This is a genomic window from Nostoc sp. DSM 114160, from assembly GCF_053470305.1.
On sequence record NZ_JBPFGO010000001.1, the window covers coordinates 1,769,492 to 1,796,407 of the forward strand.

20 protein-coding genes and 1 pseudogene are annotated in these 26,916 nt (G+C 42.4%); 19 read left to right on the plus strand and 2 right to left on the minus strand.

All coding sequences use genetic code 11. The annotated features are described in order from the left end of the window. Window positions 1-103: 103 nt before the first annotated feature. On the minus strand, window positions 104-2,083 hold the full coding sequence (locus tag NSTCB13_RS08165) for a scytonemin biosynthesis sensor histidine kinase (protein ID WP_445629104.1): 1,980 nt from the start codon (window positions 2,081-2,083) through the stop codon (window positions 104-106). 1,682 nt (window positions 2,084-3,765) lie between these two features. Between NSTCB13_RS08165 and scyA the strand changes: the two are divergent. The 18 genes and pseudogenes from scyA to trpD all read left to right on the plus strand — a co-directional run bounded on the left by scyA (window position 3,766) and on the right by trpD (window position 25,395). After that, window positions 3,766-5,644, plus strand: a pseudogene (gene scyA, locus NSTCB13_RS08170) (scytonemin biosynthesis protein ScyA). Window positions 5,645-5,953: 309 nt separating this feature from the next. Then, complete coding sequence (scyB, locus tag NSTCB13_RS08175; RefSeq protein WP_448271919.1) at window positions 5,954-7,015, plus strand: tryptophan dehydrogenase ScyB; 1,062 nt, start codon at window positions 5,954-5,956, stop codon at window positions 7,013-7,015. 25 nt (window positions 7,016-7,040) lie between these two features. After that, window positions 7,041-8,012, plus strand: a complete 972-nt coding sequence (gene scyC, locus NSTCB13_RS08180; RefSeq protein ID WP_448271920.1) for a scytonemin biosynthesis cyclase/decarboxylase ScyC — start codon at window positions 7,041-7,043, stop codon at window positions 8,010-8,012. Between the two features lie 31 nt (window positions 8,013-8,043). Then, the gene (locus NSTCB13_RS08185) at window positions 8,044-8,505 is read left to right on the plus strand and encodes a ScyD/ScyE family protein (protein ID WP_448271921.1); all 462 of its coding nucleotides are present in this window, start codon (window positions 8,044-8,046) and stop codon (window positions 8,503-8,505) included. After that, window positions 8,486-9,328 (plus strand): ScyD/ScyE family protein, encoded by an 843-nt coding sequence (locus NSTCB13_RS08190; RefSeq protein WP_448271923.1) that lies wholly within the window; start codon window positions 8,486-8,488, stop codon window positions 9,326-9,328. Before NSTCB13_RS08185 ends, NSTCB13_RS08190 begins: the two co-directional genes overlap by 20 nt. Window positions 9,329-9,455: 127 nt before the next feature. Then, window positions 9,456-10,835 (plus strand): ScyD/ScyE family protein, encoded by a 1,380-nt coding sequence (locus tag NSTCB13_RS08195; RefSeq protein ID WP_448271924.1) that lies wholly within the window; start codon window positions 9,456-9,458, stop codon window positions 10,833-10,835. A 171-nt stretch (window positions 10,836-11,006) separates the two neighbouring features. Beyond that, on the plus strand, window positions 11,007-12,089 hold the full coding sequence (gene scyF, locus NSTCB13_RS08200) for a scytonemin biosynthesis PEP-CTERM protein ScyF (protein ID WP_448271925.1): 1,083 nt from the start codon (window positions 11,007-11,009) through the stop codon (window positions 12,087-12,089). Further along, window positions 12,016-12,204 carry a PEP-CTERM sorting domain-containing protein gene (locus NSTCB13_RS08205; protein ID WP_448271926.1) on the plus strand — a complete coding sequence of 63 codons (189 nt, stop codon included), beginning with the start codon at window positions 12,016-12,018 and terminating at the stop codon, window positions 12,202-12,204. The genes scyF and NSTCB13_RS08205 overlap by 74 nt, the downstream gene beginning before the upstream one ends. 220 nt (window positions 12,205-12,424) lie before the next feature. Beyond that, a complete protein-coding gene (locus NSTCB13_RS08210; protein WP_448271927.1) occupies window positions 12,425-13,777 on the plus strand; it encodes a glycosyltransferase family 4 protein in 1,353 nt (450 codons plus the stop codon). Beyond that, the gene (gene tyrA, locus NSTCB13_RS08215; RefSeq protein WP_448271928.1) at window positions 13,770-14,849 is read left to right on the plus strand and encodes a bifunctional chorismate mutase/prephenate dehydrogenase; all 1,080 of its coding nucleotides are present in this window, start codon (window positions 13,770-13,772) and stop codon (window positions 14,847-14,849) included. The genes NSTCB13_RS08210 and tyrA overlap by 8 nt, the downstream gene beginning before the upstream one ends. A gap of 12 nt (window positions 14,850-14,861) precedes the next feature. Further along, window positions 14,862-15,506 carry a DsbA family oxidoreductase gene (locus NSTCB13_RS08220; RefSeq protein WP_448269247.1) on the plus strand — a complete coding sequence of 215 codons (645 nt, stop codon included), beginning with the start codon at window positions 14,862-14,864 and terminating at the stop codon, window positions 15,504-15,506. Further along, window positions 15,503-16,699, plus strand: a complete 1,197-nt coding sequence (locus tag NSTCB13_RS08225) for a 3-dehydroquinate synthase (RefSeq protein WP_448271929.1) — start codon at window positions 15,503-15,505, stop codon at window positions 16,697-16,699. The genes NSTCB13_RS08220 and NSTCB13_RS08225 overlap by 4 nt, the downstream gene beginning before the upstream one ends. Window positions 16,700-17,042: 343 nt before the next feature. After that, window positions 17,043-19,235 (plus strand): anthranilate synthase, encoded by a 2,193-nt coding sequence (locus NSTCB13_RS08230; protein WP_448271930.1) that lies wholly within the window; start codon window positions 17,043-17,045, stop codon window positions 19,233-19,235. Between the two features lie 137 nt (window positions 19,236-19,372). Continuing rightward, a complete protein-coding gene (gene trpC, locus NSTCB13_RS08235) occupies window positions 19,373-20,203 on the plus strand; it encodes an indole-3-glycerol phosphate synthase TrpC (RefSeq protein ID WP_448271931.1) in 831 nt (276 codons plus the stop codon). Window positions 20,204-20,531: 328 nt separating this feature from the next. Then, window positions 20,532-21,365, plus strand: a complete 834-nt coding sequence (trpA, locus tag NSTCB13_RS08240; RefSeq protein WP_448271932.1) for a tryptophan synthase subunit alpha — start codon at window positions 20,532-20,534, stop codon at window positions 21,363-21,365. Between the two features lie 280 nt (window positions 21,366-21,645). Then, window positions 21,646-22,875, plus strand: coding sequence for a tyrosinase family protein (locus NSTCB13_RS08245; protein WP_448271933.1), 1,230 nt, complete (start codon window positions 21,646-21,648; stop codon window positions 22,873-22,875). Between the two features lie 156 nt (window positions 22,876-23,031). Next, window positions 23,032-24,261, plus strand: coding sequence for a tryptophan synthase subunit beta (gene trpB, locus NSTCB13_RS08250; protein WP_445629119.1), 1,230 nt, complete (start codon window positions 23,032-23,034; stop codon window positions 24,259-24,261). A 36-nt stretch (window positions 24,262-24,297) separates the two neighbouring features. Continuing rightward, window positions 24,298-25,395, plus strand: coding sequence for an anthranilate phosphoribosyltransferase (gene trpD, locus NSTCB13_RS08255; protein ID WP_448273152.1), 1,098 nt, complete (start codon window positions 24,298-24,300; stop codon window positions 25,393-25,395). 52 nt (window positions 25,396-25,447) lie between these two features. Here trpD and NSTCB13_RS08260 read toward each other — a convergent pair whose 3' ends face one another. Further along, the gene (locus NSTCB13_RS08260) at window positions 25,448-25,639 is read right to left on the minus strand and encodes a hypothetical protein (protein ID WP_448271935.1); all 192 of its coding nucleotides are present in this window, start codon (window positions 25,637-25,639) and stop codon (window positions 25,448-25,450) included. A 73-nt stretch (window positions 25,640-25,712) separates the two neighbouring features. On the opposite strand from NSTCB13_RS08260, the gene aroF reads away from it, so the two are divergent. Then, window positions 25,713-26,783, plus strand: coding sequence for a 3-deoxy-7-phosphoheptulonate synthase (gene aroF, locus NSTCB13_RS08265; protein ID WP_448271936.1), 1,071 nt, complete (start codon window positions 25,713-25,715; stop codon window positions 26,781-26,783). Window positions 26,784-26,916: the final 133 nt, after the last annotated feature.

Sequence of the window (26,916 nt, forward strand, 5' to 3'; positions counted from 1 at the left end):
TTGCAAAAGCTAATTCTAGACTCTTTGGTGAGTATCTAAATCGACTTGTTCCGAGAGTTATGCTTGTTAAGTTAGTTAATTAACAACTATTTCATTTCAACACTCATAACTCGGAACAGGTCAACTCTGATTTGATTAATGGCAGCACTACAGTAAACGTAGTGCCGACATCAACTTCACTTTCTACAGAAACTTGACCATGATGTAAATCCACAAGGGTTTTAAGAATCGATAGTCCTAGTCCAGTACCAGGTATATGATCGATATTACTACCACGGTAAAATGGCTCAAATATTCGTTGTCGATCTACTACTGAAATACCGATCCCCCTATCTTTTACTTGGAAAATTATTTTTTCATTTTGGCAAGATAGTTCTAAATTAATTGCCGGATTCGAGGGAGAATACTTAATGGCGTTATCAAGCAAGTTCTTCAAAATCGGCTCTAGCAATTTTTTATCTATATAAGCTGTTAGAGTTTTCTCTTGACTGACAAAATTGATTGTTTGTTGGCTAACAATCATCTGCATTTGTGCAACTAAATCCTGACAAAACTGAACTAACTCAAGCGGTTTTGGTTCAAAGTTTAATTTTGCTGATTCTGCTTTGGAGAAGAACAAAATATCATCCAACATCAGGCTCAATTGTTCGGTGGCTTTTTGAATGTGATCGAGTAATGGTTGGATTTTCTTCTGTGTACGTTTGTCTACTTCTTCTTTAAGTAAACTATTAGAAAATGAAACAATATTTAGTGGAGTTCGGAATTGATGGCAAACCATAGCAAGAAAACGCGCTCTAAGTTCGCTAAGTTGTTTGGCTTGTTCTAAAGCTTGATTAAGCCCTAATTCTGCATATTTGTAATCGGTAATATCGATACCTGCAATCAGTTCGACTGGTTTTCCTCCAAAATCTAGCCCTCCATCAAGCTTGGCAACTGCACAAGCTAGCCAGCGCTCCGTGCCGTTTTTTGTTAAGATATTCATCTCCTGGTATTCAAAGTTAGCGGCTTCATCCGGGTTACGTACTTGCCTGCGTTTTTTGCTCTTAATCAATTGCCGAAGATCGAAACCCGTTAGCAGTTCTTCTTTTGTATAGCCAGTGAGTTGTTCTACTGCCGGATTTACATAGCAAAGCCGCGTACCTTGAATCAAAAAAGTGCCGGCATCTGTCGTTTCGGCTAAAGTCCGAAATCTAGTTGCGTTCAGTCGTAATGCTTCTTCAGTCTGTTTTGATTCAGTAATATCCCAAATACTCCACACTCTCCCAATAATTTTACCCTCAAGTAATTGAGGTTTAGAATAGTGTGCAAAAACTCTTCCATCTTTTAACTCTAGAATGTCGTAGCTCTCGAAATCAGATTGGCTAGACACTTCCCAAATCAGCCGACTAAAGGCTTGTGGATCTTTAAGTTGGTTCTCAAAAAATGCTTTGCATCGAGGACATTTCTTAGATAATATTAGGGACTCGGGGATCTGCCACATCTCCACAAATTTCTCATTCAAGCTGAGAATATCTCCCTCAAAGTTAACTGCAACAATCCCAATGGCAGTAGACTCAAGAGTAGAACGAAGTAAAGAAAGAGATGTTTCTAGTTCTACTTCTTTGTCTTTGAGTTGAAAAAATTCTTGTTGCAAATTATCTTTAGCATCTCTTAATTCATCAGTCCACTTTTGCACGCTCAATTCTACTATTTCATCAGTTTTTTCACGAGCAAAGGCACAGCCAAATTCCATATCTTGGTGTTTTACATAGTTCATCGATATTTCTACCAGAAATATCCGACCTTTTTTTGTCCGATAGCGAGATTTAAAGGTAAGGGAACCCTGTGAGCTAATATCTGACCAATTGTGCAGAGCAAAATCTACATCTATATCATGCAGACTCATAGAAAGTAATTCCTCACGGGAATACTCAGTCATCAGACAAGTGGCATCGTTGACGTAAAGAAACTGCGCGTTTGCTCCTAAACAGAAGGCAGCATCTACAGCGTGATTTATTAGAAAGTGAGCAAACTTCATCTCTATTTCTGGTTGTAATGCCCATTGATTGTTCGATCTAGCTAATGTATATTCGCCAGAATTCATATTCTTACTTCCTCCTGGTAATCAATTAGCACTATGCCCATTAAGGAGTTAAAAGTCATAATTTCCTAAAATCTTTGGTATACTGTCCGTTCGGCTGTTAACAAATAAAATGAGTTAATCTATAAAAAATATTATTAACTAGCTTAACAAAACTTATTGTACCAGTAACCTCTGAATTATTAAACCAAATTTCCCTAAAAAAACTAAAGATTTTAGAAAATATTATTGATGGCAACAAATTGTTATAAAATCACAGAATTCAGATAATAAAATCTAGATTAGTCAATATATATTATTAGATAAGAGTTTTAAACTCTTAATCTATAAGTAGAAAAGATATTTTTTTAAATCTAAACTAGTCCTGCATCAGAATTAACTAATAGATATCTGGTAAATATCTGGTGAAATTAATTATGCTTAATTAATAACCCTTCTAGAGATGTAGCACTGCTACGCCTCTACAAGAGTTCACCAACCTAAAATTCCTGGGTTTCCACTGGGGAAAGGTTAAAGAATCAGAATTTTTCTCCTTTAAGCTTTTCCTTACCAAGAACTTTGGCGAACTACTCGTATAGAGTCGTTTGATTTTCAACATCAATGAATTTGCAGTAGTAGGTCTGGATTAAAAGAATAAACTTCAACCGCTTAACTTATTTTCTTAATTTATCTTAACTTACCTTCTCAGGAATTTAACTATAGAAGAATATGCTTAGTCATCTGTCGTAAGAAGTACATTTGTATTTACATAACCGTATAAATTACATACTATATTGTATATTTTTTGTCAAAAATAAAGTCTGTAACCGCATATTAAGTATATAGTGCTGATTTATGTATCATCAAAAACAATTTTCAAAAAATATTTATGTCCCGAATGCTTTGTCATCTCTCAAATGAAATATAAAAAATTAAAAAATAATGTCTTTATCGTTACAAATAATTGACTCAAAGAGTTTTTGGTGGCAATATAAAGACCGCTAAATCGCCTCATGCTTAAATTCAGAGAAAAAGTTGTGTAAGTAATAAGGCAAAAGAATTGACACATACATCAAAAGATTTCCTATTGCAAATTTGATAATGTGCCGCTTCTGTGATGCCTACGCAGAATATCAGTATTTGAAGTGACTAAGTTGCAAATGTTACAATCACAAAACAAGCGAAAGAATTGACACATACATCAAAAGATTTTTCATTGCAAACTGGGTTTTTATTGTAGCGGACAGAAATTTCACTAGGTGTTGATTAATTAGATCTGTGTTATTAAAGCTACTTATATAAAGTTTTGTAAAGATTATGAGACGTAGTTAAATTAAGGTTAGTTGCTACTTTATACGCATTTATATAACTTAGTTTTTCTTTGCCAATCTATTTTAAGCACTATAGTCATCATCATAGAAGCGAAAAATTTGACACCCCCATCAAAAGATTTTTGATTGCACCACAGTCTTCATCTCCTTTATTCTTACCGTAAGAAGCACAGCCTCAATTGTTGTATGCTTTTGGTCAAAATTTTTTGGTACTGCGCTCACAAGCATCAATCAGCAGCAATCAACCATTTCTACTATCTTCCAAGCTAGGTCATAGCTGTAGTAAACAACAGAGTTGTTTGTATTAAATATTTCTAGTGCTGTGATTGTAAACTAAAAAGCCTTTGTGTAACTTTCTAAAATTACCTGAAACCAATGAGTCAAAACTATACTGGTTCAAATCCTCTCATCACCACTGAGCCATACAAGGAACTTCCAGCAAACAGATATGTCGAATCTGTGCCTGACTCCCGTCAGCTTGATGAATCGGAGAATAATGGGGGAATTCAGCCTTTTTTAAACGATGAAATTGCTCCAACACTCTCAGTTGCCGATGCGATCGCTCAAATGTTGGAAAATTTGGGAGTAAGCTACGCTTTTGGTGTCGCAGGTGGTGCAATGGCCAGCCTTTGGGGTGCGCTATCCAATAGCAGCATAGAGGTGTTGAACTTCCGCCATGAAGCCGGAGCCGCATTTGCAGCTACCGAAGCTTACTTTGCGAATAATCGCCCCACGGTAGTTTTTACCACAGCCGGGCCGGGGATCACCAACGCCCTCACCGGATTATTTGCGGCTCGTGGTGAAGGTGCAAAGGTGATTTTGTTGTCGGCTTGCACCTCCGCACCGCAGCGTGGACGTTGGGCTATTCAAGAAACCAGCACTTATACATTGCCAAGTGGAGGGATTTTTACCCCAGGAGCGTTATTTAACTATGCGATTACGATTGAATCTGCGGCTCAATTACCGCAGATTTTTCGTAAACTTGCATTAGCGATGGCGCAACCAGGGGGATTTGTGGCCCATTTGAGCATTCCCACCAGTGTGCAGACAAGTTTAGTTGAGAATATAGCTTTACCCCTGCTAGATATTACTCCGTTTGAGATGACTGCTTCCAAAGAAGCGATCGCTAAATCTGTAGAGTTATTATCATCTGGCCCCTTTGCTATCTGGGTTGGTTTCGGTGCGCGTGACGCAGCAGAAGAAATCCTTGAACTCGCAGAAAAAACCGGAGCAGCCGTTATGTGTTCGCCCCGTGGTAAAGGTATTTTCCCTGAAGATCATCCCCAGTTTGTGGGTGTTACAGGTTTAGGCGGTCATGCTTCCGTCTTAACTTATATGGAACAGCAACCTCCACTACGCACACTCGTATTAGGAACCCGTCTTGGCGAACCGACTTCTTTCTGGAGTTCGGCGCTAGTTCCAAAAGGAGGTTTTGTCCATGTTGATATTGATCCAGAAGTTCCAGGTGTAGCCTATCCCCACGTTGAAACTTTCGGAGTTCGCTCTGAGATCAAAGCTTTTGTGAAAGAGTTGTTGCAGCAATTGCCGGATGCTTCTGATTCCACAATGTCGCTACCTCGTCCAGAACACAAAGCAATTGAACCTGCTACAGAGGTAGATTATCCAGTGCGGCCAGAAGTCTTGATGGCAGCAATTCAAAAGATCGTTGTTGAAGATAGCGATGCCGTAGTCATGGCGGAGTGTGGTAACTCGTTTACTTGGTCAACTCATCTACTGCAATTTGCCGAAGCCAATCGTTACCGAGTCAGCACCGGAGTTGGCGCAATGGGGTCACGCCGTCACCGGAGTATTGGGTGCAGCACTGGCAAGCAAAAGCAAGGCTGTAGGAATTGTCGGCGATGGAGCAATGCTGATGAATAACGAAATCAGCACAGCCGTGAAATACAAAATTCCGGCAATCTGGATTGTACTCAACGATGCGCGTTACAACATGTGCCATCAAGGGATGAAAATCTTGGGATTAAAGGGCGCAGATGCAACAATGCCACCAACAAACTTTGCGATGATTGCTCGTGGGATGGGAGCAGAAGCGATCGTTGTGGTCAGAGAGTCGGATATTGAAGCCGCATTACAACAAGCGATCGCATCAAATGTTCCTTTTCTCATTGATGTAGTGATTGACGCCGATCGCCCAGCACCTTCTGGCGGACGTAATAAGAGTTTGGCAGCACAAGGAATTAAATCAAGTGCCGCGAAAAATCCAGCCAAGCAGGTTTCATTTCCAATGGTTTGATTTTAAAATGCAATCTCATTCAATTGTTATAGACACTAAAACACTGCATCAAGCAGAACTTACAACGCAGTTTGGATTAGTTCATTCAGGAAAAGAAAAAGAATGAGTTTAGAAGCGACAAAAACTTTATTTGAGTCAGAAACTACACTCAAAAAACTGGAATCTTAAACTTCTTTTTTTAAACCTTAAGTCTTTTCCTTTACTTCATCTAATCTTAATGTTCCGAGAGTAGTTTTGTGTCTATATATTTACATTTTGTAATGCTTATTACTTTCTCTAAACAATTCCAACCAATACCAAGAGGACAAGATGCTGCTATTTGAAACTGTTAGAGAAATGGGTCACGAACAAGTTCTCTTTTGTCATGGTAAAAATCCGGAAATTAAGGCAATTATTGCTATCCATGACACTAGCTTGGGCCCAGCGATGGGAGCAACAAGACTCATGCCTTATATTAACGAAGAAGCTGCTTTAAAAGATGCACTTCGGCTGAGTCGGGGAATGACTTATAAAGCTGCTTGTGCCAATATTCCGGCTGGTGGAGGAAAAGCAGTAATTATTGCTAATCCTGAAAATAAGACAGACGATCTGTTGAGAGCTTATGGACGTTTTGTTGATAGTTTGAATGGGCGTTTTATTACCGGACAAGATGTCAATATTACTCCTGACGATGTGCGAACAATTAATCAAGAAACAAAATATGTTGTTGGGGTATCAGAAAAATCTGGTGGGCCTGCTCCCATAACATCACTAGGAGTTTTTCTCGGAATTAAAGCCGCTGTAGAATCTCGTTGGCAGAGCAAAAGACTTGATGGGATGAAAGTTGCAGTTCAAGGCTTAGGAAATGTCGGTAAAAATCTCTGTCGTCACTTACATGAGCATGATGTCCAGCTTTTTGTTAGCGATGTAGATCCAGCAAAAGCAGAAGAAGTAAAACGGCTTTTTGGCGCAACTATTGTAGAACCATCGGAAATTTACTCGCTTGATGTAGATATATTTTCTCCTTGTGCTTTGGGAGGAATTCTTAATAGTCATACAATTCCTTTTCTGCAAGCTTCGATTATTGCTGGTGCAGCTAATAATCAATTGGATAATGAGCAATTACATAGTCAAATGCTTGCCAAGAAAGGGATACTTTACAGCCCTGATTATGTAATCAATGCTGGAGGATTAATTAATGTTTACAACGAAATGATTGGTTATGACGAAGAAAAAGCTTTCAAGCAAGTGCATAACATTTATGACACGCTATTAGCAATTTTTGAGATTGCCAAAGAGCAAGGAGTTACTACTAACGATGCTGCCAGACGATTAGCAGAAGAGCGGATCAACAATAGTAAGCAGAGCAAAACTACAGCGATCGCAGCTTAATTATTATTATTTTAAGGAGTGAATAATGGAAAAAAATACCTTTGCTACATCAGCATATATTGCTACTTCTCCAGAAAGCGCTTTTGAGTATCTTTGTAGTTTAAAAAACTTGGATGAATGGACGCTTTATAGCCGGATGAAAGAGCAAATTGATGAAGATACTTGGCTCGGATCTGCATCTGGTTATCACAAAAATCTCTATTATCACGTTAAAAAATTAGAAAATCCACTTTTCTACGGCATTGAGTGGCACTGTGGATTAGAGTATCAGAAATATTTTCAGGTTTATCCTGTCTTGCTATTTCCCACCGACTACATAGAGCCGGGAACAGATGAAAAAGGTGTGTATTTTCACTGGTTGAGCTTTGTCGATCCCAAACGGCAGACTCAGATGATTATGCAGGGAATCCACACAGTACACACTTCTGAATGTCGTTCTCTCAAAGGTAATTTGGAACGTAAAGCTGGTCTGACCTCGGCAGCTAAAGGAAGTCACTTTATCGATACAGACACCATCTATGTTGATGCCCCAATTGAAATCGGCATTGAATACTTAAAAGACTTAAAAAACGTAGATGAATGGGCACATTTACTACGACCAAATGGTGAGATTGGTCTTGATTCAGGAGAATTTAAAGATGAATACGATCAAAAAGTAAAAGTGTCTGTGCGAGTTCATTCTTTGAGTAAATACTACTTACTTGAACAAGAACATTTTTATCCAGACTACGAATATTATCAGCGTTCTGTAGCGTTACTGATTCCAACCGCTTACGCATTCGCTGACCCCGAAGCTTCTGGTTTTATTCTGCATCGAATCACATTCTGGAAAGCAGATGGAACTGTCACCCACGGCAAACTTCAAATTGAAGACTTTGGCGCTGAGAGCATGAACATCAAACGTTTACTCGAAGCCAAAGCTGGCAACCTCAAATCATTTGACCGAGGAATGAGCTATCTACCAAAAACTCAAGAGGAGCTAGTCATTAGTCATTAGTCATTGTCATTGGTCAAATAACAAATGACGAATGACAAATGACAAAGAACAAAATATGAAACTAAACCCACTTACCATTACTATCCTCACCTTTTGTGTTGCCGCTTTTTCGGGAATCAAAGCTGCCTCAGCTGCATCCTTTTCAGTAATTGCTGACGGTCTATATAATGCCGGAGGACTAAGCTTTAGCCCTGATGGTAATCTCTATGTTACAGAAGCGGGAATCGGAGGAAGTGGCGCTTGTGTCCCACCGTCAAGCGGTCAAGGTGACTCTTTATGCTATGGCACAAGTGGGGCAGTTACCAAAATTGAGAATGGTAAGACTGAGCGGATACTTACAGGACTTCCTTCTATAGCATTACCAGATGGTACTGGAGCCGGTGGCCCTCGTGATATCCAATTCGATCCAAAAGGTAAACCTTATGTTCTGATTGGGTATGGGGCGAATCCAACCTTTCGCGATCGCAATTTAGGTGACACTGACCCTCGGTAAAATCATTGCTCCCGACTTTAATACCAATTCCTGGACGAGTGTTGCAGATTTAGCTAACTATGAACTCGCCAATAATCCCGATGGTGGTGATGTCGGTAGCAATCCCTTGGGCTTTGTCATCGATGGCAATAAGTTAGTTGCAGTTGATGCAGGTGCAAATGACTTGCTCAGTGTTAATACTGACGAAATTAACTTGCAAACTATTACTACCTTTCCCGAAGACATATTAACTAATCCCGTCTTTCCACCTTCTGATACCCCATCCAATGAACCTGCACAGGTTCCATCTCAAGGGGAAGTGGGGCGATCGCAGTTTGCAACTCAAGCAGTACCTTCAAGTGTAGCAAAAGGGCCTGATGGTGCTTATTACATCAGCCAATTTACTGGTTTCCCTTTCCCCGAAGGTGGCGCAAAAATCTATCGAGTCGGTGCTGATGGGAAATCATCAGTCTTCGCCGATGGTTTTACCCAACTTACAGACTTGCAATTCGATCCTGCGGGCAATTTGTATGCTTTGCAGTACGCCAATCAGTCAGCCTGGAAGGGTAATTTTGATGGTTCTGTCATCAAAATAGCTCCCGATGGTACACGCACAACTCTTCTGAGTGGCAATGGATTAGAGTCGCCTAGTGCCCTGACTATTGGTGCTGATGGTGCAGTATACGTCACCAACCGAGGCGATCGCCCAGGATTTGGACAAGTTCTCAGAATTGAGGATACCAAGTCTATTCCTGAACCTGATTCTGCTTTAGGTGTATTAGCGATCGCAGCCTTGGGCATTGCTTGGTTGCACAAGAAAAAAGAGCTACCAAACCTCCCATAAATAGAGTCGTGGCGCTCAAATAAAGAGTTTCAAACCAATCTTGCGTTCCTCAAAGACTGCAATTCGTTGTCTTTAAAACCATAAAAGTTTCCCCAAACAAATTATTTAACTCTCAATCTCCAAAGGTATGAAACTCAAGTCATTTGCTCTTACATCTCTTACATTTTGTTTTACTGCTATTTGTGGAACACTATCTGCACAAGCTGCAACGCTAACGACTGTTGTCGATGGAATCAGTAATGCACGGGGTGCTAGCTTTGGCCCTGACGGCAGTCTTTACGTAGCAGAGCCAGGTATCGGCGGCAACGGAAATTGTCAACCATCTCCGAGTACCCTGTTTCAGCCTATCTGTGCTGGTAATACTAGTTCACTGGTCAAAGTTTCACCAAACGGCACAAAACAGCGTTTATTTAATAACTTTCAGTCTTTAGCAGAGCAACCCACTGGCAATCAAGGCGCTGGTATTGAAGACATACAATTCGATTCTAAAGGGAATGCTTATCTGCTGACAGGGTTTGCCGGTTATCCAGGAAACCGCGATCTAGCAACACTTAACCTTGGTTCTAAATCCCCACTCCCACCACAGCAACTTGCAACTTTCCCGCCATCAACACCCGATAAAGTTTTGAATACGCCGCTTCTAGCACAACTGTATAAAGCTGACCTGACGACGGGATCTCTCAGCAGTATTTTTGACTTTGCCAAGAATGAAATCACCAAAAATCCAGACAAAGGGGATGTAGTTACCAATCCCTATGACCTGGCTGTTAATGGCGATAATGCTTATGTAGTTGATGGCGGCGGGAACACTGCTTACAAAATCAAGCTTGATGGAAGCAAGTCAGAGGCGATCGCAATTCCTAAAAATATTATTAGTAAGTCAGATTTGCCACCAGGATTACAATTACCTCCTGGGCTATTAGAGGAGCTTCCAGGAGGAAAAATCGCAATTCAATCAGTACCTACAGGTGGCGCAATTGGCCCCGATGGAGCTTTATACGTTGGCGAATATACGGGTTTTCCTTATCCACAAGGTAAATCACGGATTTTCCGCATTGGCGAAGATCAAAAACCAGAAGTTTTTCTCGATGGCTTTACGCACATCACCGACCTCACCTTTGATAAAAAAGGCGATTTGCTTGTCTTACAGTTCAGCGACAAGTCCCAGTTAGGGGGTGACATCACAAATCTGCCTGGATCTCTCATCCAAGTTGCTCCTGACGGCACTCGCACAACGCTTGTTGCAGCAGATCAAGGGCTAGATTCGGCTGATGGAATTGATATTGGTCCTGATGGCAAGATTTATATTACCAATCGCGGTGTCGGCCCAGGACGAGGGGAGGTTGTTCGGGTGGATGGTGTCGCTGTCGAAAAAGTCCCCGAACCTGGTTCAGTAGTCGGCTTACTAGCACTTGCTAGTGTAGGCGCAACTGCTGCGATCGCCAAGCGCAAACGCCAACGCCAAGAAAAGTTGGGTGAATTGCTAACCGAAGCAGAGACTGTCTAATCCCTCTTTACCTGACACCAGCTAAAGCTTACAGAATAGGCTGCTGCCCAAAAGAGAAAGTTGCATTTCCAATAAGAGGCAGCAGCCCAAATTTCAAGGTTCCCAAACTAGGACGGGGAACAAAATTAGTCTAGGAAAGAGTATACCTTATACAACCAGGACTTAAAACTCATGGGATTAGTCAAAAATTTGTCAATTGGCATTCTCGGTACTGGATTGATGGTGTTGGCAACAGCAGCCCAAGCCAAAGCTGTAACATTAACTTACGACAGAAGTATCGGCAGTCCTGGCTTCGGCCCAGGGCAGCTTTTTGTTCCCCAAGGGATAACGGTAGATGATTCGGGGAATACCTACATAGCTAACGGACGCGGTGTTAACCCGGATGGTACTCCTAACTACAACCTCGGTGACAAAATTGAAAAATTTAGTCCCAGCGGTCAGTATATTGGAGCAATTGGCTCCGGCGGCACAGGGCCCGGACAGTTTGACGAGCCAACAACTGTAGACTTTAATCCCGTAACAGGGGATTTGTATGCAGGTGATGTTTACAACAACCGCATCAATCAATTCGATCCTCAGGGTAACTTTATTAGATCCTTTGCAAATGGAGAATTTACCCCTCGTGTAAACGATCGGATTTTCTTTGGGCCATCTGGTGTGACTTTTGACAAGACTGGCAACGTTTACGTAGGTGATTTTAACGGCGAAAGAATCCTTAAATTTACACCTGACGGAAAGCAAATTGGTGTCATTGGCGGCACTCTGGGCACTGCACTAGGAGAAACTCAAGGTGTAGCAGGTATAAGAATTTCCCCAGTCAGTGGAAATATCTTTCTAGCTGACCAGTATAACAACCGTGTTCAAGTACTCGATCCAAATGGTAAACCTTTGTACGCATTTGGTTCAGCAGGTAGCGGCCCTGGACAGCTTCTTCAACCAATTGGCATCGAAGTGGACGACCAAGAGAATGTTTATGTAGCTGATTCTATCAACAGCCGCGTTCAGGTATTTGATAAAAACGGTAAGTTCTTGACTTCCTACGGTGAAAATGCCCGCGATGCATCAGGTAATCCTGTACCGCCTCCAGCATTAACTGGCCCTCCTTTTGGCAACCCCCTCGACCTCACACCAGGCAGATTTAACTGGACGGGTGGCACAACCCTCAAAGATGGCAAGCTGTATGTGGGCGATTTCTTCCAAGGGTCGCGTCCAAGTGCTAAACGTAGAAGGCAGAAGGCAAGTACCAGAACCTAGTTCAGCATTGGGTTTAGCATTGCTCGGACTTGGGGCTGCTACCGTCACATTGCGAAAACGCGGGCAACAAAAGCCAGTCTTCAGTTTAGAGAAGACGTTGCAAAAACAGTGCTGAATTCTCATGATTGAGTAGCAGTAAAGTGACCGAATTCGAGTTCAGAGGCTGAAGTGGATTAAACAAAATTTAAAACTTCTGTTTCGTGGGGTGCGTTATGCCCTTGGGTAACACACCTTACGAAAATTTCAGGTCATTAAATCTGGAATAAGGGAGATAAAAACTGTAAACACTAAATAAAGCCAAGATTATCAAGGTGCTTTTAGCACATTAACGGTTAATGCACATTCTGATTTATTCATACAACTATCATCCAGAACCAATTGGTATTGCACCTTTGATGACTGAACTAGCAGAAGGGCTGGTGAAGCGAGGGCATCAAGTGCGGGTAATCACAGGTATGCCTAACTATCCTCAGCGTCAGATTTACGATCGCTATCGCGGTAAGTTATACGTTACTGAAGAGAAAAATGGTGTCACTATTCAACGTAGTTACCTGCGGATTAAGTCTAAACCTAACCTGATAGATCGGCTACTGCTAGAGTTGAGCTTTATTTTTACAAGTTTGCCACAAGCTCTCAAGGGCGAACGACCTGATGTAATTCTTTTAACAGTGCCGCCGTTACTCGTTTGCTTACCTGCAACTTTAATAGCTTGGTTATACAACTGTCCAGTAGTGCTGAATGTACAAGATATCCTCCCAGAAGCTGCTGTGCGTGTTGGGCTAATTAAGAATAAGTTGATGATTCAAGCTCTGGAAGCTTTAGAAAAATTTGCCTACCGAACTGCACATACCATTAGCGTGATTGCCGATGGTTTTGTAGATAATTTAATACATAAAGGTGTACCTGCTAATAAAATTGCCTGTATTCCCAATTGGGTAAATCTAAATTTTATCCGCCCTTTACCGAAGGAGAATAACTCCTGGAGAGCTTCCCATCAACTTGATGATAAATTTGTAGTGCTTTATTCAGGTAATATTGCTCTGACGCAAGGTTTAGAGACAGTAATAGAAGCAGCATCTCGGTTGCGTCATATTAATGATATTGTCTTTGTCGTAGCCGGTGAATCCCAAGCTCTCGAAAGGTTACAAAAACATTGTTTTGCTTGTGGAGCAGATAACGTTTTGCTGCTACCATTGCAACCGCGAGAAAAACTACCGCAAATGTTAGCAGCTGCTGATGTTGGGTTGATTGTGCAAAAGAGCAATGTGATTTCTTTCAATATGCCTTCTAAAATACCACTGCTGTTAGCCAGTGGTCGCCCAATTGTCGGTTCAGTTCCCGCCACTGGTACTGCTGCCAAAGCTATCAAAGAAAGCGGCGGCGGCGTTATCGTTGAGCCTGAGTCAGCAGATGCTTTAGCTGCTGCGGTATTAGATTTATATAATCAGCCGGAACTAGCAGCAAAATTAGGGCGTGAAGGAAGAAAGTTTGCCGTAGAAAACTACTCCTTTGAGCAAGCGCTAGATCGGTATGAAGAGTTATTTGATGATGCGATCGCCAAAGAAGCAACAACTTTGGATATCTTGCCCGAATTGAGTTCTCAGGAATCACTTGTTGATCGAGAGCTTGTGGTACAGACCTTGCCCCTTGTGCGCGTGGTATCTCAAAAACTAATGACAAATGACTAATTCAGATCGGCTAAAAAAAACTGACCAAAGGTTGATCGCCTTATTGAGCGATCGCATATCATTATTAGCAGCATCAGAACAGCCTTCTCTAGATCAACAACTGGCTGATGTTGCTCCTTTACTTGCCCAAGCTGGTATTCCTGAGTCTGTTTGGGCAGGTGTGCTGAAGAGTTGCCATGCTACTTTAATTCCTAAATATACAACAAATCATGTCACTCCCCGACAAATTACCATCATCGGTGGAAGCGGTAGGATGGGAAAATTATTTAAAGAGCAGCTTTCGCTAGTAGGTAACAATGTTAGTGTCCTCGAATCTGAGGATTGGGAATATGCAGATAAACTCTTAAATCAGGCAGAATTAGTTTTAGTCAGTGTTCCCATTGAACATACAGTTGATGTTATCAAGCGTGCAGCTAAATATCTCGCCCCAACTACCGCTTTGTGTGACATTACGAGTATTAAAATACAGCCAACTCAGGCGATGCTCGAACACCATTCCGGCCCAGTCATGGGTTTACACCCAATGTTTGGCCCAAATATCAAATCGTTTTTTGGACAAAAAGTAGTAGTGTGTCCGGGTCGAAACGATGATTCATTCCAATGGTTTTTAGACTTTATTAAAAGCCAAGGTGGAGAGTTAATTGTTTGTACGCCTGAAGAACACGATCGCATGATGACGATCGTTCAAGCAACGCAACATTTCTGTAGATTTAGTCTTGGCATTTTCTTAGCACAAGTAAAAATCGATATACAGCAGAGTCTAACAATGTCAACTCCTAACTACCGTCAAGAAATTGACATTGTTAAACGTTTGTTTTCCCAAAACCCTCACTTATGTGTGGATATTATGCTCGCTACAGAAGAAAGGTGTGATGCAATTAGCTTTTTAGCTGATACTTATAGCCGTTTGGCGAAACTAGTAGCAAACAAAGACAGAGAGGCATTAATTCAAGAATTTGAAAAGGCTCAAAGTTTTTTTGAAGATAAAATCAACACTTTTATCCAGCCTTTAAATACAATGGCTATCCCACGAGATTTTCAACCACAAATACACACAAATATTAGCATTTAAATCAACAAAAATATGCTGATAGACATATTTCACGATACTGTTTGTCCTTGGTGCAGAATTGGGAAAAAACATCTGTTTGATGCACTGGCACAACAGCAAGAACAAGAAGTATATATCCGCTGGCATCCTTTTCTTTTGGACAATACTGTTCCTGCGGAGGGATACGAATTTCGCAGCTTTATGCAAAATAGAAAAGGTATGAAAGCGGCAGAAATACAACAGATATTTGATAGTACGCAACGCGCAGGTGAAGCGGCTGGAGTTAAGTTAGATTTTGATAAAATCCGTTTGGCTGTCAATACTAAGCTTTCTCATCAACTGATTGCACTTGCACCCACAAACGTAAAAAACGATGTTGTCGAAGCTATTTATCAAGCTTATTTTGAAGACGGTTTGAACATTGGAGATATTGACGTTATTGTTGCCATCGGTACAGCGTATCAGATGAATGCTAGCAAATTAAAGTTGCAATTAAACGATCGCGCGGTGAGTGATGCAGTTATTGCTGAATCAACATTTGCTCGGTTAAATGGCATCAACAGCGTGCCGTTCTTCGTTATCAATGACAAAGTTAAGGTAAATGGTTCTCACTCGGTAGAGGTGTTCCTAGAAACTTTGAATCGTGCTGCACTTTTAGATATACCTGCAAAAATATGATAGTTGACATCAAGCAAAAAAGTAGATTAATTCATCAACGTGTTTCGGTTACTTTTAACTACGAAGTTTACTTCACCCAAAATTTATTTGAGTTAAAAAATCCTACCTTAGCCCAAGTGATTGGTGCGGATGAGGAGACAAAGCCGAAGAAAATAGTTGCAGTAATAGACGCAGGAATATTAAAGTCTCAACCTGAATTGGTGAAGCAATTAGTCGCGTATACCAAGTTTTATGCAGAGGTACTAGCGATCGCAGCCGAACCGATGATAATTTCGGGGGGAGAAGCTGCTAAAAACGATCGCACTTTACTAGAGCAAATCCAGCAACAGATTGAAGCTGCCGGATTATGTCGCCACTCTTACATATTAGCGATCGGGGGCGGGGCGGTATTGGATTTAGTAGGATATGCAGCCGCAACTGCTCACCGGGGAATTCGTCTAATTAGGGTTCCAACAACGGTGTTAGCGCAAAATGATTCTGGGGTTGGCGTCAAAAACGGCATTAATGCCTTTGGGAAAAAGAACTTTCTCGGCACATTTGCGCCACCTTATGCAGTTATAAATGACTCTGCCTTTTTGACAACACTAGACGATCGCGATTGGCGTTCTGGAATTGCAGAAGCAGTCAAAGTGGCGCTGATTAAGGATGCTAGCTTTTTTGATTTTATCCACTCTCACACCGCAGCTTTGAAGCGGCGAGATATGGATACTATGCAACAAGTTATTTATCGTTGCGCTCAGTTGCATTTAGAACATATCGCCAATGGCGGCGATCCTTTTGAGATGGGTTCGTCTCGTCCCCTGGATTTTGGACATTGGGCGGCTCACAAACTGGAGCATTTGACAAATTATCGCTTGCGTCATGGCGAAGCCGTTGCGATCGGTATTGCTTTGGATAGCACTTATTCTTATTTAGCAGGATTGCTGGATTGTTCGGAGTGGCAAAGGATATTAAATACTTTATCGGCGTTGGGCTTCACGTTGTATGTGCCCGAATTGGCTGATAAATTATCACAATTGGAAGATCCTAATTGTTTGTTTCGGGGTTTGACTGAATTCCGCGAACATTTAGGAGGAGAGTTGACTTTGACGCTGTTAAAAGGGATTGGAAAAAGGATTGAGGTTCATGAGGTGAATTTGTTGTTGTATCGGCAAGCAATATCTCTGTTGCGGGAAGTGAGGGGGGAATTTTAAACGCAGAGGGACGCTAAGGGAAGCGCAGAGGAACGCAGAGGTTTTATGAGACGATTTACTACTTTTGGGGGAGGCGGATTTTTTTAATAGGGTTGTTGGTAAATGTACTAGAAAAGCAGTATAAAAAGCGAATAAATTGACACCCAATCGAAAAATTATTCAATGTCTTATCTGCTTGATATCTAGTATTCTTAAATCAGAAGCAAAAAGTTTTTGATTACATCTTTTAAAAAGAATATGTTGGCTTAGATGGATAAAAGATTATCTAAGTCTGTTCTAGGTTTGAAAATAACTACTAATAATGATTAATGGTTGACTAACAAATGTTCTAGAGAAATTACTCATGGTTTTTAATTCACGTTCCTACAATACTCTTGGCGGTGTCAGTGTTTCTCGTTCCATCACTGAAGTTAAGATGGACACTGCCCTCGATGATATTCTGTTCCATTTAAATTCTCAGCGTGGAGGGTTACTAAGGAGTAGCTACGAATATCCAGGCAGATACAAAAGATGGGCAATCGGATTTGTCAATCCACCATTAGAGTTGACTACACAGGATAATGCTTTCACTTTGATAGCGTTGAATGAACGCGGTCAAGTACTTTTGCCATTCCTTTTAGAGCGCCTATCCCAGTCAGAACAACTTGAGAACGTCACCCAAGAAGATAACTGTATTGTAGGCTTTATTAAACATTCCGAAAAATTATTTACTGAAGAAGAACGTAGTAAACAGCCTTCATCATTTACCGTTGTCCGCGAAATTCTATATACTTTCTCTAGTCAAGAAGATGAGCATTTAGGCTTGTATGGTGCGTTTGGTTATGACTTAGTTTTTCAGTTTGAACCAATTACCCAACATCTGGAACGTCCTACAGATCAGCGCGATTTGGTGCTTTATTTGCCAGATGAATTGATTGTTGTTGACTATTATCAGCAACGTGCATTTCGTTTCCAATATGATTTTAAAACAGCGCACGGCAGCACAAAGAATCTTCCGAGAACTGGTGAGTCTGTAGATTATCGCGGCAAACATCTTTTACCAAATCAAACTGCTGACCATAAAGTAGGCGAATATGCGAAAAAAGTTGAGGTTGCACTCGATTATTTCCGCAGAGGCGATTTATTTGAAGTTGTTCCTAGTCAAAACTTTTTTGAAGGCTATGAAGATGAACCCAGCAAACTATTTAATACCTTAAAGGAAATAAATCCTAGTCCTTATGGGTTTATTTTTAATTTAGGTGGCGAATATCTGATTGGTGCATCTCCAGAAATGTTTGTGCGGGTTGAAGGTAGGCGCGTAGAAACTTGTCCAATTAGTGGCACTATTAGCCGGGGACAAGATGCTCTTGACGATGCGGTGCAAATTCGTCAGTTACTCAACTCCCACAAAGATGAAGCTGAGTTGACCATGTGTACTGATGTCGATCGCAATGATAAATCTCGAATCTGCGAACCTGGTTCAGTACGAGTCATTGGTCGTCGCCAGATTGAATTATACAGCCACCTGATACATACAGTAGATCATGTTGAAGGTACACTGCGATCGCAATTCGATGCTTTAGATGCCTTTCTTTCGCATACATGGGCAGTTACAGTCACCGGCGCACCCAAAAGGGCAGCAATCGATTTTATTGAACGGCACGAAAAGAGCGCCCGACGTTGGTATGGTGGAGCAGTCGGCTATTTAAATTTCAACGGGAATTTAAATACTGGCTTAATTCTGCGGACAATTCGATTAAAAGATTGCATCGCCGAAGTGCGAGTTGGGGCTACTGTCCTTTATGACTCCATACCCCAGTCAGAAGAACAAGAAACAATTACCAAAGCTGCTGCTTTATTTGAGACAATTCGCCGTGTAAAGCAAACGAGTCAGAAAATTGATGAGTCCGGTTCTCTAAAATTAAGTAAACAGATTTCAGGTGTAAAAGCTAGCAAACGCATCTTATTAATAGACTACGAAGACTCATTTGTTCATACCCTAGCCAATTACATTCGCCAAACTGGTGCAAGCGTCACCACACTGCGTCATGGTTTCTCGGAATCGTTATTCGATAAAGAACGCCCTGACTTAGTTGTATTATCTCCTGGCCCTGGTAGACCAAGTGATTTTGGAGTTTCCGAAACTGTCGGCGCCCTTCTGCATCGCCAAATTCCTATTTTCGGAGTTTGTCTAGGACTGCAAGGCATCGTTGAAGCTTTTGATGGCGAGTTGGGGGTTCTCAACTATCCTCAACATGGTAAATCTTCACGAATTTTCGTCACTGATGCCAATTCTGTCACCTTCAATAACTTACCGGAATCCTTTGCAGTGGGTAGATATCACTCATTGTTTGCCCTACCGCAACATTTGCCAAAAGAACTCAAAGTAACAGCAATTTCTGATGACGACGTAATTATGGGCATTGAACATCAGACACTTCCCATCGCCGCCGTTCAGTTTCATCCAGAATCAATCATGACTTTAGGTGGAGAAGTTGGCCTGAAAATAATTAAAAATGTGGTGCGTGCATATACGCAATCATTAGTTAGGAGTTAGGAGTTAGAAGTTGAGAGTTGAGAATATGAAATTTGGAGAACTGAAATTCTTAACTTCAAAACTCATAAATAACTCATAATTAATAACTCCTAACTCCTAACTCCTAACTCATAACCTCCCCACTTCCCTAAAAGTTTATGACTAACCAAGTTGCCCCTTCCCGCCATATTCTTGAAGAAATTGTGTCGCATAAAAGGCAAGAAGTTGCACAAATGCAGCAAGAATTGCCTTTAGCCACCTTGCGACAACAGTTAAATACAGCCCCAACTGTGCGAAATTTCTTGACTGCTTTACAAGATAATCCCAACCAACCTAGCTTAATTGCTGAAGTAAAAAAGGCATCACCTAGCCGTGGGGTTATCCGCGCAGATTTTGAGCCAGTTGCTATTGCTCAAGCTTATGAACGAGGTGGTGCAGCTTGTTTATCAGTCCTAACTGACGAAAAGTTCTTTCAGGGCGGTTTTGATAATCTGCGAAAAGTGCGTCAACAAGTTGCATTACCTTTACTGTGCAAGGAGTTCATCATTGACCGCTATCAAATTTATCTAGCACGGACAGCAGGGGCAGATGCAGTATTGTTGATTGCAGCTATTTTATCAGATCGAGAACTCCAAGACTTTTTGCGAGTAATTCACGATTTGGGCATGACTGCGCTAGTAGAAGTCCATACCTTAGCTGAACTGGATCGAGTACTAAAGCTTGATAACCTAAGTTTAGTAGGAATCAACAATCGCAATTTAGCAGACTTTACCCTTGATTTAGGAACCACACAGCAACTTTTAGCAGAGCGCCAACAACAATTACAAAGCTTAGATATCACCGTCGTCAGCGAGTCTGGACTGTATACACCTGCTGATTTATCTCTTGTTGCTGAGGCTGGCGCGCGTGCAGTTTTGATTGGCGAGTCTTTAGTTAAACAAAGCAATGTAGAACAAGCTGTGCGTGAGATTTTGAGTGCTGAGTGCTGAGGTAAACCTAAAAAATGAAGCTTTGATACTCGACGACGGAGTTCAAAGACTCGTTAACGGAGCTAAAAGACTCGTTAACGGAGATAAAAGCCTCGTTCACGAGTATAAAAGCCTCGTTCACGAGTATAAAAGCCTCGTTAACGGAGATAAAAGCCTCGTTAACGGAGATAAAAGCCTCATTCACGAGTATCAAAGACTCGTTAACGGAGATAAAAGCCTCATTAACGGAGATAAAAGCCTCATTAACAAAAAATTTAGCATGGGCATCGCTAATTGCTAAGTGTAAATTATTCTAAAACTATTAAACAATCATTAACTATTTTTCAGCATGACCTCTATCTCCGATTCCTTTCAAACTTTACGCGATCGCCAACAGTGTGCTTTAATCCCCTTTATCACAGCAGGCGATCCTGACTTAGAAACCACTGCCGAAGCCTTACGCATCTTAGATCGTAACGGTGCTGACTTTATCGAGTTGGGCATTCCCTACTCCGATCCTCTCGCAGATGGGCCTGTGATTCAAGCAGCAGCAACCCGCGCTTTACAAAAAGGCACGAAATTAGAGCAAGTGCTAGAGATGTTACACGTAGTCATTCCTAGTCTAAAAGCGCCGATAATTTTATTTGCTTACTACAATCCCATTTTGTACCGGGGTATTAAGACGTTTTTGGCGCAAATTGCCGTTGCTGGGGTGCAGGGATTGGTAGTACCAGACTTACCCTTAGAAGAAGCAGAAGAATTAATCAAAACTGCTGCATCTTTCGGAATTGAGGTAATTTTACTCGTCGCTCCTACCAGTTCTCAAGATAGAATTGAAGCGATCGCTCGTCAATCTCAGGGTTTTATCTATCTCGTTAGTGTTACAGGAGTTACAGGTATCCGCGCTCAAATCCAAAACCGCGTAGAGCATTTAATTACCGAGTTGCAAAGCGTCACCAATAAACCTATCGGCGTTGGTTTTGGCATCTCCGCACCAGAACAAGCACATCAAGTCATGGAATGGGGTGCAGATGCAGTGATTGTTGGCAGCGCCTTTGTCAAACGTTTAGCTGAAGGTAGCCCAACAGAAGGGTTGCAAGCCGTGGAAGAATTTTGTCGAGAACTTAAAGCAGCCATCACAGAAAGTCAGCACAAAAGTCCATCTCTTCAAGAGGTGCGATAAATCCATCCGCAGATTTAGGGAGTATACACAAATCGAATTACCCCCCTTAATCCCCCCTTGTAAAGGGGGGAAACAAGAAATTTAGTTCCCTCCCCCTTGTAAAGGGGGGAAACAGGAAATTTAGTTCCCTCCCCTTAGAAAGGTGGAAACATGAATCTAGTTCCCTCCCCTTTACAAGGGGAGGGTTAGGGTGGGGTAAAACCAGGCGAGTAAACTATTTCAGACTTATGTATACACCGTAGCGCCCCTCTGCCCTTGCCCCTCTGCTTCCATTAAGATAATGAAATCCCTGCTGAAATCGGTCAAAATATTAATTTATAGCATACTTATAGTTAGCACCTGTGCTATTACAGTCTTCGCCCACGATCGCCTTGAGAAGGGACAATACAAATACCATTGGCATTATAATTTTCCAGGACAATCCGCTCACCTAGCTGTCAGAAAGAACGTAACTCACTTAACACAAAGAGAGAAAACAGCTTTCATTAAGGCTATCAAAACCTTAAAAACTGTCATACCCCCAGGTAGCAAGGTCAGTATTTACGACCAATTTGTTGCCATACATTTAGGGGCAACACGCTTGATTCATAACCATACAGGACATACCGATGGTTCCGTCCAAGAACTTGCTCATGAAAATGCCGCATTTTTCCCTTGGCATCGAGAATATATCCGCAGATTTGAACAAGCACTGCAAGCAGTAGACCCAACTGTTACTCTGCCATACTGGGATTGGACAGACGCCAAAGCACTTGATGTAATTTTTAATGATGACTTTCTTGGCTCTAACGGTCAAGGAGTAACCATCAAAATTCCCAACCAGGGAAACTTTACAGGCGGCGCTGTGCCAGGGGCTTTCTCGGCTGCAAATGGCTGGGTGATGAATCCAGCATTAAATATTGACCCAGATACGGGCAAATCTTTAGGTACATCACTTGTCCGCTTTCTAAGACTACCTCCTGCCAGTGATTATCCAGTGCCCAAAAAAGATGTTGAGCGTGCCCTTCGTCTGAATAACTATTCTCTATTTCGCGCTGCTTTGGAAGGATTTATTTCTGTAGATGAGCAGGGTAAAGTCACCCCTGGAGGATTCATCCACAATTACATTCATGGCTTAGTCGGTGGGGTACAAATAGATGCGAGTACGACACCCATAAAATTTAAGGGTTTGGGGACTATGGGCAATATCCCAAGTTCGCCCTATGACCCAGTATTTTGGTTGCATCATGCCAACGTAGACCGCCTCTGGGCTGAATGGCAAGAAAACGGTCATCAAGGTAGCGATTTTTATCCTCCCGATGGTCATAGTCAGCCTTACGGTCACAATCTTAAAGACCTAATGTGGCCTTGGGATGGTGGGATGTCTACCCCCAAAGCGACGGCGTTAGGAAATTTACTATCCCTATTACCAAATTTTAAATCTGACGATTTGGTGCGCCCTATAGACGTTTTGAATCACCAAAAACTGGGCTATACCTACGAAACCTGGGAATGGAAAACCCAAAGATGATTCCAAGTTACAGCTGTAACCACATAGGTTCGGACATTTTCAAAGCTTGAATGCTGGGAATAGTGAGACTTTTCCTCCTGCCTCCTGCCTCCTGCCTTCTGCCTCCTGCTATAGACCCAGAGTAAAAAATACTTGAACATGAAAGGATTTTAACCAATGGTAAACATACTAAACATCAATACCGCAACTGCGCAACCAGATTCTTTGGGCAGGTTTGGAAAATTCGGCGGTAAATATGTCCCGGAAACCTTAATGCCTGCATTAAGTGAATTGGAAGCGGCGTATCAACAATATCGCAGTGAGCCGAGTTTCCAAGCAGAACTGCAAAACTTAATGCGTGATTATGTCGGACGACCCAGCCCATTATATTTTGCCGAACGCTTGACAGCAAATTACGCTAGACCAGATGGCACGGGAGTGCAAATTTATTTAAAGCGCGAAGATTTAAATCATACAGGCGCTCACAAAATTAATAATGCTTTGGCTCAGGTGTTACTCGCTAAACGCATGGGTAAGCAACGGATTATTGCCGAGACAGGTGCAGGTCAACATGGCGTAGCAACTGCAACTGTGTGTGCGCGATTTGGTTTGAAATGTGTGATTTACATGGGCGTCCAGGATATGGAACGCCAAGCCCTCAACGTGTTCCGCATGAAATTAATGGGTGCAGAAGTTCGTCCAGTGGAGGCAGGTACAGGAACTCTCAAGGATGCAACTTCCGAAGCAATTCGAGATTGGGTGACGAATGTGGAAACAACCCATTACATCCTCGGTTCGGTTGCTGGGCCTCATCCCTACCCGATGATTGTCCGTGACTTCCACGCGGTAATTGGTGTAGAAACTCGCGCTCAATGCCAAGAAAAATGGGGAGGACTACCAGATATTCTACTGGCTTGCGTGGGTGGAGGTTCCAACGCGATCGGCTTATTCAATGAATTTGTCCATGAACCTTCAGTGCGCCTAATCGGAGTCGAGGCGGCGGGTGAAGGTGTAAACACAGAAAAACACGCTGCCACCTTGACAAAAGGAAAAATAGGTGTATTGCACGGTGCAATGAGCTATTTACTGCAAGATGATGATGGTCAAGTCATCGAAGCTCATTCAATTAGCGCCGGATTGGATTATCCCGGTGTTGGGCCTGAGCATAGTTATTTAAAGGATTATGGTCGGGCTGAATATTACAGTGTTACCGATAAACAAGCTTTAGATGCATTTCAGAGGCTTTCGCAATTAGAAGGAATTATTCCAGCCTTAGAAACTGCTCATGCGATCGCATATCTCGAAACCCTTTGTCCCCAGTTAACAGGCAATCTCCGCATCGTCATCAATTGTTCCGGCAGAGGTGACAAAGATGTGCAAACCGTCGCCAAAGTCCTAATTCCTTAATTTTCTCTTCTTATCGTCATTTGTCAAATGACCAATATGATAGCTTTAACTCAAACTCCACCTGAAAACATCTCCATCTCTGCCGATCGCTACAACTGGCCAGCTTTATTACAACAGTTGTTAAATCTGCAATCGTTAACAGTTTCCCAAGCTGCGGATTTGATGCAAGGTTGGCTCACCGATGCCATTCCCCATGTTCTATCAGGAGCGATTTTAGCCGCAATTCAAGCCAAAGGCGTATCTGCCGAAGAATTAGTCGGCATGGCCACCGTCTTACAATCCCAATCTCCACCTCCTGTACAGACGCGATTAATCGCGTCTCCCTTAATAGATACCTGTGGAACTGGTGGAGATGGTGCTTCAACCTTTAATATTTCCACTGCTGTCGCCTTTGTCGCCGCTGCTGCTGGGGTCAAGGTTGCCAAACATGGCAATCGTTCGGCATCTAGCAAAACTGGTTCCGCTGATGTGCTGGAAGCTTTGGGTATAAATCTTAACGCCACTCCGGAAAAAGTACAAGCGGCAGTTGGCGAAGTTGGAATCACCTTTTTGTTTGCTCCTGGCTGGCATCCTGCACTCAAAGCGATCGCAACTTTGCGAAAAACTTTGAAGGTGCGGACTGTTTTTAATTTACTCGGCCCGCTAGTAAATCCGATGCGACCGACGGGGCAAATTATTGGTGTGAACGACCCGCTTTTACTGGAAGAGATTGCTCAAGCCTTATCCCAACTGGGATGTCAGCAAGCGATCGCCCTCTACGGACGGGAACGTTTAGATGAAGCTGGTTTGGCAGATGTCACTGATTTGGCTGTACTCCAAGATCAAAAAGTCCGCTCTCTAACGCTTAATCCTCAAGAACTGGGTTTGAGTTTTGCACCGACTGCGGCGTTGTGCGGTGGAGATGTCCAAGAAAATGCCCAAATTTTGAAGGCAGTTTTGCAAGGTAAAGGTACGCAAGCGCAACAAGATGTAGTCGCTTTAAATACAGCCTTAGCCCTGCAAGTTGGTGAAGCAATTCATGGAGAAACTGATGTTTTAGCAGGTTGCGTCAAAGGTATTACCCTTGCCAAGGAAATTCTACAAAGTGGCGCTGCTTGGAAAAAACTAGAACAACTTGCTGAATTTTTGCGCTAGACGAATTATCTCCTACAAAGAGCTACGGTGTACACGCAAGTTTTCTAATGCCCTATACATCGACCTGCAATGCCAATGCATCGACTCGTAATGCCAATGCATCGACCTGCAATGCCAATGCATCGACTCGCAATGCCAATGCATCGACCTGCAATGCCAATGCATCGACTCGCAATGCCAATGCATCGACCTGCAATGCCAATGCATCGACTCGCAATATTAATACATCGACTTGCAATGCCAATGCATCGACTCGCAATGTTAATGCATCGACCTGTAAAAATTAGCCCACCCAAACTATACACAAGGAAAAACAGATGATTATCATACTTAAGAGCGGTACGCCTGTTGAGGAAATTACTCGCATTAGCCAAGAACTGAGAGACACTTGGGGAGTGACGGTAGAAAAAAGTGTTGGCACTCATAAAGTTGTGCTGGGGCTAATTGGTGATACCACTAGCATTGATAAATTGCAGGTTCAGGAATTTAGCCCTTGGATTGAGCAAGTATTACGAGTGCAACAACCTTTCAAGCGGGTAAGTCGAGAATTCCGACATGGAGAAGCTAGTGAGGTTGTTGTTCCCACGCCTAACGGTCGTGTCTATTTCGGCGAACATCATCCGATTGTAGTGATAGCCGGGCCTTGTTCTGTTGAAAATGAAGCAATGATTGTCGAAACAGCAAAGCGCGTGAAGGCAGCTGGGGCACAGTTTTTGCGTGGCGGAGCCTACAAACCCCGTACTTCACCCTATGCCTTTCAAGGTTATGGTGAAAGCGCTTTAGATTTATTAGCAGCAGCGCGGGAAGCTACTGGCTTGGGTATCGTCACAGAACTGATGGATGCTGCCGATTTATCAGCAGTGGCGAGAACAGCTGACATCATCCAAATTGGAGCGCGAAATATGCACAACTTCTCGCTGCTGAAAAAGGTAGGCGCTCAAGATAAACCAGTGCTACTGAAGCGGGGAATGTCTGCCACAATTGACGAGTGGCTGATGGCGGCAGAATATATTTTGGCATCTGGAAATCCCAATGTGATTCTTTGTGAGCGAGGAATTAGAACCTTTGATGGTAAATATGCCCGCAATACTTTAGATTTATCAGTGCTGCCGGTGTTGCGATCGCTTACCCATTTACCAATTACGATCGATCCCAGTCATGGTACTGGTAGGTCTGAATATGTGCCATCGATGGCAATGGCTGCGATCGCCGCTGGTACAGATGCCTTAATGATTGAAGTTCACCCCAATCCTGCAAAAGCTTTATCTGATGGTCCCCAATCTCTCACCCCTGAGAAATTTGACCGCTTGGTTCAAGAAATGTCAGTCTTGGGCAAACTAGTCGATCGCTGGCCTACACCTGTATTAGATCGCATTGGTGGGCGTTAAATTCAGAATTCAGGAGCAAAGCTGAAGATGCTTTGCCAAGGCGTCAGAATCAAGATGCTCTGGTGCGATCGCTGCGCAAACTCGCAATCAGTGAGATATCTCCCGCATTTCTCACAAGCTCAGGCGTTTGATA